Origin of the sequence: Micromonospora sp. NPDC050980 (assembly GCF_040653835.1) — a bacterium.
Lineage (GTDB): Bacteria > Actinomycetota > Actinomycetes > Mycobacteriales > Micromonosporaceae > Micromonospora.
The window spans coordinates 283,610-298,286 of the sequence record NZ_JBFAGS010000003.1 but is presented as its reverse complement, the minus strand read 5'-3'; the positions used below and the strand labels follow the sequence as shown (position 1 = coordinate 298,286).

General features: G+C 74.6%; 18 protein-coding genes and 1 tRNA gene. 9 read left to right on the top strand and 10 right to left on the bottom strand.

What is annotated here, in order from left to right:
* Positions 1-10: 10 nt before the first annotated feature.
* From AB0H28_RS07850 to rfbA, 3 genes are read right to left on the bottom strand one after another with little or no spacing between them, the layout of a single operon-like run.
* Entirely contained in the window at positions 11-859 is an 849-nt protein-coding gene (locus AB0H28_RS07850) for a MurR/RpiR family transcriptional regulator (RefSeq protein ID WP_358035739.1), read from the bottom strand.
* 54 nt (positions 860-913) lie between these two features.
* Positions 914-1,534, bottom strand: coding sequence for a dTDP-4-dehydrorhamnose 3,5-epimerase family protein (locus AB0H28_RS07845; protein WP_358035737.1), 621 nt, complete (start codon positions 1,532-1,534; stop codon positions 914-916).
* Positions 1,531-2,400, bottom strand: a complete 870-nt coding sequence (rfbA, locus tag AB0H28_RS07840) for a glucose-1-phosphate thymidylyltransferase RfbA (protein WP_358035735.1) — start codon at positions 2,398-2,400, stop codon at positions 1,531-1,533. The genes AB0H28_RS07845 and rfbA overlap by 4 nt, the downstream gene beginning before the upstream one ends.
* A 33-nt stretch (positions 2,401-2,433) precedes the next feature.
* Here rfbA and rfbB point away from each other — a divergent pair, with 33 nt between their 5' ends.
* From rfbB to AB0H28_RS07820, 4 genes are all read left to right on the top strand, one after another.
* A complete protein-coding gene (gene rfbB / locus AB0H28_RS07835; RefSeq protein ID WP_358035733.1) occupies positions 2,434-3,432 on the top strand; it encodes a dTDP-glucose 4,6-dehydratase in 999 nt (332 codons plus the stop codon).
* Entirely contained in the window at positions 3,429-4,316 is an 888-nt protein-coding gene (gene rfbD / locus AB0H28_RS07830; RefSeq protein WP_358035731.1) for a dTDP-4-dehydrorhamnose reductase, read from the top strand. The genes rfbB and rfbD overlap by 4 nt, the downstream gene beginning before the upstream one ends.
* 99 nt (positions 4,317-4,415) lie before the next feature.
* Positions 4,416-4,712, top strand: a complete 297-nt coding sequence (locus AB0H28_RS07825; RefSeq protein ID WP_358035729.1) for a hypothetical protein — start codon at positions 4,416-4,418, stop codon at positions 4,710-4,712.
* A 54-nt stretch (positions 4,713-4,766) separates the two neighbouring features.
* A complete protein-coding gene (locus AB0H28_RS07820; RefSeq protein ID WP_358035727.1) occupies positions 4,767-5,732 on the top strand; it encodes an expansin EXLX1 family cellulose-binding protein in 966 nt (321 codons plus the stop codon).
* Positions 5,733-5,810: 78 nt separating this feature from the next.
* Here AB0H28_RS07820 and AB0H28_RS07815 read toward each other — a convergent pair.
* The 3 genes from AB0H28_RS07815 to bcp form a co-directional block, all read right to left on the bottom strand.
* Positions 5,811-5,896: transfer RNA gene (locus AB0H28_RS07815), tRNA-Leu, on the bottom strand.
* A 13-nt stretch (positions 5,897-5,909) separates the two neighbouring features.
* Positions 5,910-6,437: an HNH endonuclease signature motif containing protein gene (locus AB0H28_RS07810; protein ID WP_358035725.1), complete on the bottom strand. Its 528-nt coding sequence runs from the start codon at positions 6,435-6,437 to the stop codon at positions 5,910-5,912.
* A 31-nt stretch (positions 6,438-6,468) separates the two neighbouring features.
* Complete coding sequence (gene bcp / locus AB0H28_RS07805) at positions 6,469-6,939, bottom strand: thioredoxin-dependent thiol peroxidase (RefSeq protein WP_358035723.1); 471 nt, start codon at positions 6,937-6,939, stop codon at positions 6,469-6,471.
* Between the two features lie 124 nt (positions 6,940-7,063).
* Between bcp and AB0H28_RS07800 the strand changes: the two genes are divergently transcribed.
* The 4 genes from AB0H28_RS07800 to AB0H28_RS07785 are packed head-to-tail and all read left to right on the top strand — an operon-like array spanning position 7,064 to position 9,827.
* Positions 7,064-7,783 (top strand): energy-coupling factor ABC transporter permease, encoded by a 720-nt coding sequence (locus AB0H28_RS07800; protein WP_358035721.1) that lies wholly within the window; start codon positions 7,064-7,066, stop codon positions 7,781-7,783.
* Positions 7,780-8,274: a PDGLE domain-containing protein gene (locus AB0H28_RS07795; protein ID WP_358035719.1), complete on the top strand. Its 495-nt coding sequence runs from the start codon at positions 7,780-7,782 to the stop codon at positions 8,272-8,274. The genes AB0H28_RS07800 and AB0H28_RS07795 overlap by 4 nt, the downstream gene beginning before the upstream one ends.
* A gap of 18 nt (positions 8,275-8,292) precedes the next feature.
* A complete protein-coding gene (cbiQ, locus tag AB0H28_RS07790) occupies positions 8,293-9,063 on the top strand; it encodes a cobalt ECF transporter T component CbiQ (RefSeq protein WP_358035717.1) in 771 nt (256 codons plus the stop codon).
* Positions 9,060-9,827, top strand: a complete 768-nt coding sequence (locus AB0H28_RS07785; RefSeq protein ID WP_358035715.1) for an ABC transporter ATP-binding protein — start codon at positions 9,060-9,062, stop codon at positions 9,825-9,827. Before cbiQ ends, AB0H28_RS07785 begins: the two co-directional genes overlap by 4 nt.
* Here AB0H28_RS07785 and AB0H28_RS07780 read toward each other — a convergent pair.
* From AB0H28_RS07780 to AB0H28_RS07765, 4 genes are read right to left on the bottom strand one after another with little or no spacing between them, the layout of a single operon-like run.
* Entirely contained in the window at positions 9,815-10,927 is a 1,113-nt protein-coding gene (locus AB0H28_RS07780) for a hypothetical protein (RefSeq protein ID WP_358035713.1), read from the bottom strand. The two genes, AB0H28_RS07785 and AB0H28_RS07780, sit on opposite strands and share 13 nt — an antisense overlap.
* Positions 10,924-11,640: a thioredoxin domain-containing protein gene (locus tag AB0H28_RS07775; protein WP_358035711.1), complete on the bottom strand. Its 717-nt coding sequence runs from the start codon at positions 11,638-11,640 to the stop codon at positions 10,924-10,926. Before AB0H28_RS07775 ends, AB0H28_RS07780 begins: the two co-directional genes overlap by 4 nt.
* Positions 11,633-12,154 carry a MauE/DoxX family redox-associated membrane protein gene (locus AB0H28_RS07770; protein ID WP_358035709.1) on the bottom strand — a complete coding sequence of 174 codons (522 nt, stop codon included), beginning with the start codon at positions 12,152-12,154 and terminating at the stop codon, positions 11,633-11,635. Before AB0H28_RS07770 ends, AB0H28_RS07775 begins: the two co-directional genes overlap by 8 nt.
* Positions 12,155-12,184: 30 nt before the next feature.
* On the bottom strand, positions 12,185-12,772 hold the full coding sequence (locus tag AB0H28_RS07765; RefSeq protein WP_358035707.1) for a sigma-70 family RNA polymerase sigma factor: 588 nt from the start codon (positions 12,770-12,772) through the stop codon (positions 12,185-12,187).
* A gap of 212 nt (positions 12,773-12,984) precedes the next feature.
* Between AB0H28_RS07765 and AB0H28_RS07760 the strand changes: the two genes are divergently transcribed.
* Positions 12,985-14,661, top strand: coding sequence for a copper resistance protein CopC (locus AB0H28_RS07760; RefSeq protein ID WP_358035705.1), 1,677 nt, complete (start codon positions 12,985-12,987; stop codon positions 14,659-14,661).
* The last annotated feature ends 16 nt before the right edge of the window (positions 14,662-14,677 follow it).

The window sequence follows — 14,677 nt, the reverse complement described above, 5'->3', positions numbered from 1 at the left end:
CGTACTCCTCTCAGCCGAGGAACAACTGGCGGCGGGCGGCGGACGACTCGAACGCCTCGAGCCGGGTCTGGGTCTCGGCCGGGGCGGCGTCGCAGATCGCCTGGAGCACCACCATGGCCAGCGTCATCGGGGCGGTGTGCAGGTCGAAGACCAGATCGGTGCCGACGGCGGCGGGCAGCACCACCTCGGCGTGGTCGACGGCCGGGCTGACCGGGGAGTCGGTGATCGCCACGACGGTCAGCCCGGCGTCGCGGGCCTCGCGCAGCGCGTCCAGCGTCTCCCGGGGATAGCGGGGCAGCACGAACGCGAGCAGCGCGGTGGCGCCGGCCGCGACGGCCTGGTCGACCCGGTCGGTGAGCAGGCTGCCACCGTGGTCGAGGACGCGCACGTCGGGGTGCACCTTCGCGGCGAAGTACGCGAAGTAGGCGGCCAGCGGCGCGGCGGCGCGCAGCCCGAGCACCGGCAGCGGACGGCTGGCCGCGAGCAGCCGGCCGGCCTCGGCGATCCGGTCGGCGTCGGCGAGCTGCCCGGCGAGCCGGTCCAGGTTGGCCATCTCGGTGCGTACGGCCCGTTGCAGGGCGTTCCCGGCGTCGGTCGGGTCGGTGCCCGCGGTGACGGTCAGCTCCCGCAGCCGGCGGCGCAGCGCGGGGTAGCCGTCGTGGCCGAGCGCCATGGCGAACCGGGTCACCGAGGGCTGGCTGACGCCGGCCAACTCGGCCACCTCCGCGGCGGACAGATAGGCGACCGCGCCGCTGTGTCGCATCAGGCAGTGGGCGATCCGGCGCTGGGTGGGGGTGAGCCGCACGCCGTGCAGCAGGTCGAGCAGGCGATCCGCTCCCGCCGCGCTGCCTTCATTCATATCGAGACTCTATGCATAGAAAATTTCATCGCGCAAGCGCCCGCCGGTGGCGCGCTAGCCGGCCGGAGGGCGGAGCCCGGGCGAACGCAGGCCATCGACGTAGGACCGGCAGATGGCATGGTCGGGCAGCAGCCCCGCCGCGCGGGCCGCCGCCAGGCTCGGCGCCGCCGCGTCCCGGGCGGACAGCAGCGGCCTCCCCACCGGCCAGTCGATGCCGAGGTCCCGGTCCAGCGGGTGCACGGTGTGCTCGGCCGCCGGGCGGTACGTCGCGGAGCAGAGATAGCTGAGCGTCGCGTCGTCGGTCAGGGCGCAGACCGCGTGCCCCAACCCCTCGGCCAGGTAGACGGCCCGCCGGTCGGTGTCGTCCAGGCGTACCGCCTCCCACCTGCCGAATGTCGGCGAGCCGACCCGCACGTCCACCACCACGTCCAGCACGGCCCCCCGCACGCAGGTCACGTACTTCGCCTGGCCGGGCGGCACGTCGGCGAAGTGGACGCCGCGGACCACGCCGCGCGCGGAGATCGACAGGTTGCCCTGCGCCAGCCGCAACGGGTGCCCGACCGCCTCGGCGAGCCGGTCGAACCGGTACCACTCGACGAACAGCCCACGGGGGTCGCCGTGCTGCTGCGGGGTGACCTCCCAGGCCCCCTCGATGCCCAGCGGCCGGATCCTCACGGCCCGCTCACCGGCCGCTCCGCCAGCAGGCCCAGCAGGTAGCCGCCGTAGCCGCTGCGGGCCAGCGGGTGCGCCAGGGCGCGCAGCCGGTCGTCGTCGATCAGCCCGGACCGCCAGACCACCTCCTCGATGCAGCCGATCTTCAGGCCCTGACGTTCCTCGATCACCCGGACGAACTCGGCGGCCTGCATCATCGAGGTGAACGTGCCGGTGTCCAGCCACGCGGTGCCCCGGTCGAGCACGGTCACGGACAGCTCGCCCCATCCGCGGTAGGTCTCGTTGACCGCGGTGATCTCCAGCTCGCCCCGGGCGCTCGGGGTGAGCTTGCGGGCGATCCCCACCACCCGGTTGTCATAGAAGTAGAGGCCGGGCACGACGTACCGGGACCGGGGCCGGGCCGGCTTCTCCTCGATCGACAGCACCCGGCCGGCCGCGTCGAACTCGACCACGCCGTAGTCGCCGGGGTTGGCCACCGGGTACGCGAACACCCGGGCGCCGGCCGGGTCACCATGCTGGGCGAGCGCGACGCCGTGGAAGATGTTGTCGCCCAGGATCAACGCCACCGACTCGTCGCCGATGAAGTCCGCACCGAGCAGGAACGCCTGCGCGATGCCCTCCGGGCGGGGCTGCTCGGCGTAGGCCAGCCGCAACCCCCACTGGCTCCCGTCACCGAGCAGCCGCTCGAACTGCGGGCGGTCGTCCGGCGTGGTGACCACCAGGATCTCGCGTACCCCGGCCATCACCAGCGTGGAGAGCGGGTAGTAGACCATCGGCTTGTCGAACACCGGCATGAGCTGCTTGGACACCGCCCGGGTGATCGGCCAGAGCCGGGTCCCGGTCCCGCCGGCGAGAAGGATTCCACGCACCCGCGGAGACTACCGTCGCGTAGATTCACCACCGTGAGGATCCTCGTCACCGGCGGGGCCGGCTTCATCGGGTCGGAGTACGTGCGGATGCTGCTCGGCCGCCCCGGCGGCGAGGCGGCCTGGGCGCCGCCGACCGCCCCGGACGTGGTCACCGTGCTGGACAAGCTCACCTACTCCGGCAACCCGGCCAATCTCGACCCGGTGCGGCACGACCGGCGGCTGCGCTTCGTCCACGGCGACATCTGCGACCCGGCGCTCGTCGACGAGGTGGTGCCCGGCCACGACGTGATCGTCCACTTCGCCGCCGAGTCGCACGTGGACCGTTCCATCACCGGCGCGGCGCCGTTCGTCACCACGAACGTGCTGGGCACCCAGACGCTGCTCGACGCCGCGCTGCGCCACCGCACCGGCCGGTTCGTGCACGTCTCCACCGACGAGGTGTACGGCTCGATCGAGTCCGGCTCCTGGACGGAGAACTCGCCGCTGGCGCCCAACTCCCCGTACTCGGCGTCGAAGGCCGGGTCGGACCTGCTGGCGTTGGCCTACCACCGCACCCATGGCCTGGACGTGGTGGTGACCCGCTGCGCCAACAACTACGGGCCGTACCAGTTCCCGGAGAAGCTCGTCCCGCTCTTCGTCACCAACCTGCTCGACGGCGGCACCGTCCCGCTCTACGGCGACGGCGGCAACGTGCGGGACTGGCTGCACGTGCACGACCACTGCCGGGGCGTCGCGCTGGTGCAGGAGAAGGGGCACGCCGGCGAGGTCTACCACATCGGCGGCGGCACCGAGTTGACAAACGCCGACCTCACCGGGCGGCTGCTCGCGGCGTGCGGCGCCGGCTGGGACCGGGTCGTGCCGGTCACCGACCGCAAGGGCCACGACCGCCGCTACTCACTGGACATCGCCAAGATCGAAACCGGGCTGGGGTACGCGCCGAGCATCGACCTCGACCGCGGCCTCGCCGCGACCGTGCGCTGGTATCGGGAGAACCGTGCCTGGTGGAAGCCGCTGAAGGCGGTGCGCCGATGACCCGACTGCTGGTCACCGGCGCCGGCGGAATGCTCGGCCGGGACCTGCTGGCGGTGCTGCGCGACCGGCCGGCCGGGTCCGTCACCGCCGCCCGCCGCGCCGACCTCGACGTCACCGACGCACAGGCGGTGCGGGACGCGGTCGCCGGGCACGACGTGGTGCTCAACGCCGCCGGGTGGACCGACGTGGACGCGGCGGAGAACCGGGAGCGCGACGCCACCGCGGTCAACGGCGCGGCCGTCGCGCACCTGGCCCGGGCCTGCGCGGCGACCGGCGCCCGGCTGGTGCACGTCTCCACCGACTACGTGTTCTCCGGCGACGCCGCCGAGCCCTACCCGGAGGACGCGCCGACCGGGCCGGTGAACGCGTACGGCCGCGGCAAGCTCGCCGGGGAGCGGGCCGTCGCGCGGCTGCTGCCGGAGAGCGGCTACGTGGTGCGGAGCGCCTGGCTCTACGGCGCGCACGGGCGCAACTTCGTCACCACCGTGCTGCGACTGGCCGGCGAACGCGACCGGATCGACGTGGTGGACGACCAGCGTGGCCAGCCCACCTGGTCGCGCCGGCTCGCCGGACGGCTCGTCGCGCTGGCCGACGCGGCGCTGGCCGGGGAGGCCGCGCCGGGCGTCTACCACGGCACCGCATCCGGCGAGACGACCTGGTACGGCCTCGCCCGCGCGGTGTTCACGCTGCGCGGCCTGGATCCCGACCGGGTCCGCCCGACCACGAGCGACCGGTTCCCGCGCCCGGCCCCTCGCCCCCGCTACAGCGTGCTGGCCCACGGCCGGTGGGCCGCCGCGAAGCTGCCGCCGCCGGCGCACTGGCACGCCGACCTGACCGAGGCGCTCACCGACCTCGGCGACCGGAGTGCGCCGACGACGCCGTGAAGCCGGCGTACCCGACCAGGACGGCTGCGTCCGGCCCTTGCCGGGCGCACGCCACCGGATCGATGATGGGCACGGTATCCAGTCGACGGAGGAGTCGAGATGCAGGTGATGCACCAGCCGCGGGTGGCGTGGGACACGGCCCGGATGATCGGCGGCGCGTTCCACGACGAGCAGGTGTTCGGCTGGCTCCGCGAGGAACTGGCCAACCTGCTCGGTCCCGCCACCGAGGCGGCCCTCGCCGAGAGCCGCGACCGCGTCCGCCGGATCGGTGACGCCCGGCTGCCGGTCGAGACCGGCCTCTGGCGGGCCCGCCTGGAGGACGCGCTTCGGCACCGCCCGGAACTCGGCGCTGAGCTGGCCGGGCTCGCGTCGATCGTGCGCGCCCGCCGTCCTTAGCTTTCGCTTAGCCGGCTTGTCCGGCGGCCCGCCGGTCCGGCAGCATCGACCGGCGTGACCGACGGCAGCGCGCCCCACCCACCGACCACCACCGGCGACGGGCGTCCGCCCGCCCCGGCCGGGCACCGTCGGACCCCGCCCCGGACCCGCCGCCGGCTCGCCGCCGCCGGCCTGGCCGGCCTCGCCGTCGTGGTCGCCGTGACCCTCGCGGTACGCGGCGGCGCCGCCCCCGCCTGCGCCGCCCCGCCGGCCGGCGGCGCCACCCACACCGGCAAGGCCACCTTCTACGACTCGAAGGGCGCCGGCGGCAACTGCTCCCGGCCCGCCGCTCCCGCGAACCGGCTCTACGTGGCGCTCGGCCCGAGCGAGTACGCCGCCGGCGCGTCCTGCGGCGGATTCCTCGACGTCACCGGCCCGCGCGGCACCGTCCGGGTGCTCGTGCTGGACCAGTGCCCGGAGTGCGCGCCCGGCCACCTCGACCTCTCCGCCGAGGCGTTCGCGCGGATCGCCGACCCGGTGCGGGGGGTGGTGAAGGTCAGCTACCGGGCGGTGGTGGACCCGCCGCTGCCCGGCCCGCTCACGTTCCGCCTCAAGGAGGGCGCGTCGCGGTGGTGGTTCGCGGTCCTGGTCGGTGACCACGGCAACCCGCTGCGCGCGGTGGAGGTGCGGCAAGATGGCGCGTGGCGGGTGGCGGAGCGGGCGGACTACAACTACTGGCTGATCGCCTCGGGCGCCGGCCCCGGTCCGTACCAGATCCGGGTCACCGACGTGTACGGCCACCGCGCGACCGCGACCGGCATCCGGATGCTCCCTGGCCAGGTGCAACGGAGCACGACCCGGATGTACGGCGCCGGCCCGGCGACCACCGCCCGCCCGGCGAAGCCGTCCCGCTCGCCGTCGGCGCGCCCACGCCCGAGCGCCAGCCCGTCGCCGTCGCGCGCCCTCCCGGCGGAGACCCCGACCCTCCTTGAGGCCGCCGCCCCGATCACCCCGTCCGCCGCACCCACCGCCTGCGGTTGACGCCGGCAGCTTCCGCCGCGGCGGCTGCCTACGAACGGTAGACGTCACGCCGGTGGCGAATCGAGACACCGCCGCAAATGGTGCGGGAGAGGGGTTTCGAACCCCCACGTCCTCTCGGACACGGGCTCCTAAGGCCCGCGCGTCTGCCGTTCCGCCACTCCCGCCGGCCCGCTGAGTCTAAGGCGTCGGGCCGGGAGCGTGCGCGGTCTGGTCCGTCAGGGCGCCGGTGTGGCCGTCGCCCCTGTTGCGGCCCGCGAACGTGTCGGTCTGGCTGTGGCAGTTCGGGCAGAGGATCCGCAGGTTGGGCGGCCGGTTGTCGAGGAAGTCGCCGTTGATGTGATCGACGTGCAGGGTCAGCGGCCGGCCGAGCCAGAGCGGACCGCAGCGGCACTCCTCGCATTCCACCGGCACGCCGATGTCAGCCAGCGCCCGCCTCAGCCGGGTGCCGGGAGTGCGCCGTGAGCCGGCTGGAAGTCGCAGGAGCAGTTGGGACGAGGTGGTGCGTCGCGGGCTCGGCTGCCCTTTGTTGTGCGCCTGCCCGGTGAAGTGCGAGGTGTCGATGCCGAGGCGTTTGAGCTGCCGGCTGATGTGCGCGTGCGACCCGCCGCTGACCCGGACCCCGAGCAGCCGCATGACCTCGGTCACGCTGCGCGCCCGCGCCGCCGCTGCCGCCAGCCGCTCGGGCGAGTATTTGTAACGAACCACGAGCCGACCGTAACGGCGGCCTCCGACAGGCTCAGTCCAGCCCGAGGTCGCGGCGCAGCTTGGCGACGTGCCCGGTGGCCTTCACGTTGTAGAACGCCCGCTCGATCTTCCCGTCGGGGTCGATGACGAACGTCGAGCGGATCACGCCGGTGACGGTCCGGCCGTACATCTGCTTCTCGCCGTACGCGCCGTACGCGCTCAGCACCGCCTTGTCCTCGTCGGCGACCAGCGGGAAGGTGATCGCGTCCCGGTCGCGGAACTTGGCCAGCTTGGCGGGCTTGTCCGGGGAGATGCCGACCACCTGGTAGCCGGCGGCCTGGAGCGAGGCGAGCGAGTCGCGGAAGTCGCACGCCTGCTTCGTGCAGCCGGGTGTCATGGCGGCCGGGTAGGCATACAGGATGACCTTGCGGCCACGCAGGTCGGCCAGGGCCAGCGTGCCGCCGTCGTCGGTCGGGAGGGTGAAGTCGGGGGCGGGGTCGCCGGGGTTCAGGCGGTCGGTCATGGCGGTGACGATACCGCCGCGCCGCCGGTGGTGGCCGGCGACGACGCGCGGCCCGGCGGTGATCGACGCCATGCCTTGTTGCAAGGGATTGGCAACAAGGCCGTCCTGGAAATAGGCTCCCGGTGTGGAAACCCTGGCGATGCACATTTCCAACGGGATCATCGACGGTCCCGTCGCCGCGATCTTCGCGGCCCTCGCGCTCGCCGCGCTCACGTTCTGCGTGCTGCGCGGCCGGGCCGACCTCGACGACCGGCTGGCGCCGATGGCCGGCCTGGTGGCCGCGTTCATCTTCGCCGTGCAGATGCTCAACTTCCCGATCTTCACCGCCGGCGTCAGCGGACACCTGCTCGGCGGCGCGCTCGCCGCGCTGCTGGTGGGGCCCTGGGTGGGTGCGCTCTGCGTGGCCGTGGTGCTCGTCGTGCAGGCCCTGGTCTTCGGTGACGGCGGCGTGGCCATGCTCGGCCTGAACATCACCAACATGGCGATCATCGGCACCGCCGCCGCCTACCTGCTGATCGCGCTGCTGCTGCGGGTGCTGCCCCGCACCCCGGCCGGGCTGGCGGTCACCGCGTTCGTCGCCGCGCTGGTCAGCGTCGTGGTCGCGTCCCAGGGCTTCGTCCTCGAATACTGGCTGGGCGGCACCACCGACCTCGGCGGCAACCTCGGCGGGCTGGCCGGCACCATGGCCTTCGCCCACCTGCTGATCGGCATCGGCGAGGGTCTGATCACCGCGACCACTGTGGTCACGGTCGCCAAGGTCCGCCCCGACCTGGTCTACGCGCTGCGCGCCCGGAAGCCGGCCGCGCCGATCCCCGCCGTCCCGGTCGCCGGAGGTGCCCGATGAGCAAGCGTTCCTGGCCGTTCCTGCTCGGCGGCCTGCTGGTCGCCCTGGTGCTGGCCGGCGTGGTCAGCAACTACGCGTCGTCGCACCCGGACGGGTTGGACTCGTCGCTGCTCAAGGGCTGCACGGTGAACGCCGACGACGAGATCACCGGCGGCAGCTGCCCGGCCCAGCAGGCCAGGGACCACGAGTTGGCGGACAGCCCGCTTGCCGACTACGGCGTCCGGGGCATCGGCAACGACTTCCTCTCCACCGGCCTGTCCGGGGTGCTCGGCGTGCTGCTCACGTTCGCGGTAGGCGGCGGCCTGTTCTGGCTGACCCGCCGCCGCGACCCGGCGGGCGCCGCCGGGACCGGCCCGGCCGGTGCCGCCACCGGCCCCACGGGTGGGAGCGAGCCCGGCCCGGCGGGTGCCGGCAGGACCGGCGCGCTGGACGCCGCCGCGACCGGACCGGCGGCCGGGGCGAGCGGGTCGACGTCCACCGGCGACCGCTGAGCCCGGGGGGAGACGACGATGGGAGCCGGGCACGGGCACGTGCTCCACCGCGAGACCGACTCGCCGGTGCACCGCCTCCCGCCGGAGGTGAAGATCACCGCCATGGTGCTGTTCACCGTGGCGGTGGTCGCCACGCCGCGGGCGGCGTTCTGGGCGTTCGGCGGCTACGCGCTGCTGGTCGCCGTGGTGGCGGCACTGGCCCGGGTGGGCCCGCGCTGGCTGCTCGCCCGGGCGCTGATCGAGCTGCCGTTCGTGCTGTTCGCGTTCGCGCTGCCGTTCCTCGGCACGGGGGAACGGGTCGACGTGGCCGGGCTGAGTCTCTCCGTCGACGGGCTGCACGGGGCGTTCAACATCCTGGCCAAGGGCACGCTCGGCGTACTCGCGTCGCTTCTGCTGGCGGCGACCACGACGACGCGCGACCTGATCGTCGGCCTGGACCGGCTGCGGTGCCCGCAGATCCTCACCCAGATCGCCACGTTCATGCTGCGTTACCTGGAGGTGCTGGTCGGCGAGGCCCGGCGGATGCGGGTGGCCCGGGTGTCCCGGGGCGACGACCCGCGCTTCCTCTGGCAGTTGCGCGGCTTCGCGGCCGGCGTCGGCGCGCTGTTCCTGCGCGCGTTCGAGCGCGGCGAGCGGGTCTACCTGGCGATGGTCTCCCGCGGCTACACCGGCCGGATGCCGGCGGTGTGGCAGGGGGCCGGCGCGGCCACCGCCGGGCAGTGGGCGGTCGCCGCGTCGGTGCCGGTGATCGCGGCCTCCATCGCCGCCGCCGCGCTCGTCCTGCAATGATCGGTTACGTGCAGCAGCCGCCCTCGCTCGACGTCCGTGGCGTCCGGTTCGCCTACCCGGACGGGCACGTCGCCCTGCACGGGGTGGACCTGACCGTGCCGCGCGGGGACCGGGTGGCGCTGCTGGGGCCGAACGGCGCCGGCAAGACCACGCTGGTGCTGCACCTCAACGGCATCCTCACCCCGACCGAGGGAACGGTCGAGGTGGGTGGCCTGGCGGTCACCCGCGACCGGGACACGCTGGCCGAGGTGCGCCGCCGCGTCGGCATCGTCTTTCAGGACCCGGACGACCAGCTCTTCCTGCCCACGGTGGCGGAGGACGTCGCGTTCGGCCCGGCCAACCTGGGCCTGCGCGGGGCGGAGTTGGCCGCCCGGGTCGACGAGGCGCTGACCGCGGTGGGCATGGCCGAGCACCGGGACCGCGCGCCGCACCACCTGTCGTTCGGGCAGCGACGCCGGGTGGCGGTGGCTACGGTGCTGGCGATGCGCCCGGAGATCCTGGTGCTGGACGAGCCGTCGTCGAACCTGGACCCGGCGGCCCGCCGCGAGCTGGCGGAGATCCTGCGCGCCCTGCCGGTGACCCTGCTCATGGTCACCCACGACCTGCCGTACGCGGCCGAGCTGTGCCCCCGCGCGGTGATCCTGGACGGCGGCCGGATCGTCGCCGACGCCCCCACCCCGGAACTGCTGGCCGACGCCGACGTGCTGGCGCGACACCGCCTCGAACTCCCCTACGGCTTCGCCCCACCCCTTCACCAACGCTGACCCACCCCGCCCGCCGTCCCCGGCGCAGCGGGCAATGGGCGGGCGGTGCGGGCGGCGGTGCGCAGGCGGAGCAGGCCGGCGGCGACCGCGCCGGCGCCGGTGGCCAGCACCACGGCGACCAGCACGCGCACCAACCCGGCGGGGCCGGCCACCGGCGGGACCGAGCGGGACAGCGCGGCGACGTCGGACACCCCGGCGAACAGGGCGAGGCAGGCGCCGGCGAGGGCCAGCGTGAAGTCGGCGGCGGGGCGGCGGGCCAGCGCGTAGCCGCCGGCGGCGAGCGCGCCCAGGGCGGTCAGCAGCGTCCACACCTGACCGGTGACCAGCTCGCCGAGCAACCCGCCGGCGCCCGGGGCTCCGGTGTCGAGGGCCCGGCCGACGGTGAGCGCCACGCCGGCCGCCCCGCCTGCGGCGAGCAGGGCGCCCACCGCGCGCAGCGCCCGCACTCCCGCGGCCGTCCCGCCCGGCACCAGCCCGGCCGCGCCGATCACCAGCGCGCCGAGGGTGGCGGCGACCCACCACGGGTACGGGTCGGGCGGCGGCACCCAGTCCAGCGTGCCGCGTACCTCGGTCGGGGTGTCGCCGACGCGCAGCGGCACCACCCAGTCGCGCACCCGCTGCTCGCGGTCCGGGTCGGCGGCCACGGCGGCGGGCGGGCCGTCGCCGCGCCAGAGCGTGCGCTGGTCGTGCCAGCGGTAGGTAGGCCCGTCGGCGATCCGCCGCCAAGCCGGCGCGGCGGCCGGGTCGGCCTCGGCCGGCAGCCGGGTCTCGCCGGCGATCGTGCGGTTCAGCCAGGCGGCGGGGGAATGCCGGTTCTCGTACACGCCGCCGGACCCGATCCGCAGGTACGGCTCGCCGGAGTAGCCGAGGACGGTGACGTCGACGCCGGTGCGGTTGGTCAGCTCCAGCCGCCCGCCGGCCTCCACCATCCGGGCGGTCAGCCCCTGGCGTGGCGGGCCGACGCCGGTGACCGTGGCCCGGTAGTCGGTGCCGTCGGGCGCGTCCGCGCCGTGCGCGGCGGCCGGCGTGGCGAGCGCCAGCAGGGCGGTGGTCGCGGCGGCGGCCACCAGCGCGGCCCGACGCAGCGGTGCGGGGATCACTTCCCGGCCGCCGCCACGGCTGCCTTGATCCCGTCCGGGCTCTTGTCCTCAAGTTCGGTGCCGTTGACCTTGACGGTCGGGGTGCCGGTCACGCCGGACTTGCTCGCCTCCTCCGTCACGTGCTCGGTCCACGACGTGTAGGTGCCGGCGTTCACGCAGGAGGCGAAGTCGTCCCGGTTCAGCCCGACGCCCGCGCCGATGTCGATCAGCTCGTCGTTGCTGAGGCCGGCGCTGCCCTCGGCCGGCTGCCGGGCGAAGAGCTGGTCGGTGAACTCGCGGAACTTGCCGCCCTCGGCGGCGCAGCCGGAGGCGGCCGAGGCGCGGGTGGAGTATTGCGTGGTGGAGTAGCGGTTGAGGAACGCGACCGGGTGGAAGACCAGCTTCGCCTTGCCCTCGCTGACGAGCTGGTTGAGCGTCTCGCCGTTGGTCTGCTGGAACTGCTTGCAGATCGGGCAGAGATAGTCCTCGTAGAGGTCGATGGTCACCGGGCCGCTGCCTTCGACGATGCCGGTGCCGGCGTCGTTGGCGCCGGGCGGCGGGGTGAAGTCGTCCGACTTCTGCGAGGAGTAGACGGCCCAGCCGATGCCGCCGGCGAGGACCAGCACGAGCACCGCGGCGACCGTGGTCCACAGGGCGCGCTTGCGCCGCTTCTCCCGGGCGATCTGCTCGCGCACCACCCGGGCAGCGTCCTTGCGCCCCTTGCGACTACTCATCCTCGTCCTCCACGGTGTCGCCCGCCAACCAGCCGTCCACCGAGAACGGGGTGCGGGGCCAGATCAGCAGGAACCCGGCCAGCGCCAGGAATCCCAGGTCCCGGAGGATCTCCGGGAGGTAGCTCGGCGTCTCGCCCGCGCCGAGTTGACCGCCGCTGCCGAAGCACCCGCAGTCGATGGCCAGGCCGCGCGCCCAGGCCGAGGCGATGCCGGTGACGAAGACCACCAGCAGCGCGGCGGAGACGCCGGCGCCGACCCGGGTGGCCAGCCCGGCGAGCAGCAGCAGACCCAGGGCCAGCTCCACGAACGGCAGCGCCGCCCCGATCACCGTGGCCAGGTCGTACGGCATCACCTGGTAGGCGTTGACGGCCCGGCCGGAGGCGGCCAGGTCGCCGACCTTGGCGCCGCCGGCGATTAGCCAGACGGCGGCGAGTCCGAGGCGGGCCGCGACGCCGAGCCAGGGGCGCAGCGTCGGCCAGCGTCCGGTCCGGGTGGTGGAGGGGGTCACAGTCATTCGTCGTCCGGGGGGCATGGATGGTTCCCGCTATCCGGCCAACTCGTCGCCGACGGCGTCGACGAGTTCGTCGCGGGCACGGGCGACCCGGGAGCGGATGGTGCCCACCGGCACCCCTTCCACGTCGGCGGCCTCGGCGTAGGACAGGCCGAGCAGTTGGGTGAGCACGAAGGCGGTACGTCGTTCGGCGGGCAGCCGCCGGACCAGGTCGGCGGCGCCGAGTTGACCGGCCGGGTCGGGGTGGGGCCGGTCGGTGGCCGCCTGGGCGGCGAGCCGCTCGTCGAGCCGGCGGCGGCGCACCACGGTGCGCAGGTGGTCGGCGCAGGTGCGCCGGGCGATGCCGAGCAGCCAGGTGCGGGCGGAGGACCGCCCTTCGAAGCCGGGCAGCGCCCGCAACGCCCGCAGGTAGGTCTCCTGCGCCAGATCGTCCGCACTGTCCGGGCCGACCAGGGCGGCGGTGAACCGCCAGACCTCGGCCTGGGTGGCCCGGACGAAGGCGGCCTGGGCCTCCGGGTCGCCGTGCCGGGCGGCCAGCGCCCAGCCGGTGGCCGCCTCCCGCGCAGCCTCGGGGCCCGCCCGGTGGCGGTGGGGGGCGGTGTCGCGCGGGGCGGGGATCACGTCAGACGAGGTTACGCGGCGAACCTGAGCGGGGCAGGGTCCTTCGGCCCATTCCGTGGTCCGGGACACGCCGGGAACTTTCTCCACCCGCCCACCGACTAAACCCCCATGACCTCCGACCAGGTTCCGGTGGCGCGCGCCGCCGCGCCGATCGGGCGCCCCCGCCGGCCCGCCGGAGGCCGGCTCCGTGGGCGCGGCGCGGTTCGGGAACCATGACGGTCATGACTGCTGCCGTACGCCGCCCGCCCGGTGCCCTCGTCGCCCGCTCCGGGACCGTCGCCGGGCTGCTGCTCCTGCTGCTCTCCCTGCTGCTCGCCCCGGCCACCCCGGCCAGCGCCCACGCGGTGCTGGTGAGCAGCAGCCCCGCCGCGTCCGCGGTGGTGCCCGAGGCGCCCGCCCAAGTGGTGATCACCTTCAGCGAAAGCGTCCGCGAGGTGCCCGGCAAGATGCGGGTGATCGCCCCCGACGGCTCCCGGGCCGACCGGGGCGAGCCGACGTTCGAGGGCGCGGAGGTCACCATCTCGGTCGACCCGTCCGGCGGGCGCGGCACCTACCTGGTGAGCTACCGGGTGATCTCGGCGGACAGCCACCCGGTGTCCGGCGCCTTCACCTACTCGGTGGGCGCGCCGTCCGAGCCGCCGACCGACACCGGCTCGGACAACCGGGCGAACCCGGTGACGGAGAACGCCGTGAAGGTGGCGAAGTACGCCGGCTACGTCGGGCTGCTGCTGTTGGTCGGCCCGGCCCTGGTGCTGGCCGCGCTCTGGCCGCACCGGCTGTCCCGGCGGGGGCCGGGGCGGCTGGTCTGGGCCGGGCTGGGCGTGCTGGTGGCCGCCACCGTCGCCGAGCTGTGGATCCAGGTGCCCTACACCAACGGCGGCGGGCTGTTCGACGTGACCGGGACCGGCCTCGGTGACGTGCTGGGCAGCGCCTACGGCACGACCCACCTGGTCCGGCTGGGCCTGCTCGCGGCGGCGGTGTTCCTGCTGCGCCCGCTGCTCGCCGGGCCGATCGGCCGCACCGACGGGGTCATCCTGGCCGCCCTGGGCGGGGCGACGCTGTTCACCTGGCCGCTCGCCGGGCACCCGGCCGCGTCGCCGGCACCGGCGGTCTCCGTGGTGGTCGACGCCGTCCACCTGGGTGGCATGGCGGTCTGGCTGGGCGGTCTGGTGATGCTGGCGGCCTTCCTGCTGCCCCGCGCGCACGAGCGGGAGTTGGACGCGATCCTGCCCATCTGGTCCCGCTGGGCCGCGCTGGCGGTGGCCGCGCTGCTGCTCGCCGGCACCGTGCAGGGTCTGATCGAGGTGGCCAGCCCGGCGGCGCTCGTCGACACCACGTACGGGCGGCTGCTGCTCGCCAAGATCGTGTTGTTCGCGTTGGTGATCGGCGTGGCCGCGTACTCCCGGGCGCTGGTGCGGCGGCGCGTCGCCGCCGGGCGGCCGGGGGCGATGCGCCGGGCCGTGGTGGCCGAGCTGGCGATCACCGCGGTGGTGCTGGGCCTGTCGGCGACCCTGGTGCAGACCACCCCGGCGCGTACCGCCGCCGGTGACGTGGCCGGCGCTGCCGCGGACTACTTCTCCACCACCCTGAACAGCCCGATCTATTCGTTGCAGGTCGAGCTGGACCCGGCCGAGACCGGCAACAACTCGCTGCACCTCTATGCCTACACGACCGACAACCGGCCGCAGCCGGTGCAGGAGTGGAAGGTCACCGCCGCGCTGCCGTCGGCCGGCATCGAACCGATCACGGTGCCGCTGCTGCCGCTGAGCGACAACCACGCCACCGGTGAGGTCAACCTGCCGGCCCGGGGTGACTGGCAGCTCCGCTTCACCGTCCGCACGTCCGACATCGACCAGGCCACGGTGACCGCCACCGTGCCGATCAAGTGAACGGAAGGTCCCATCT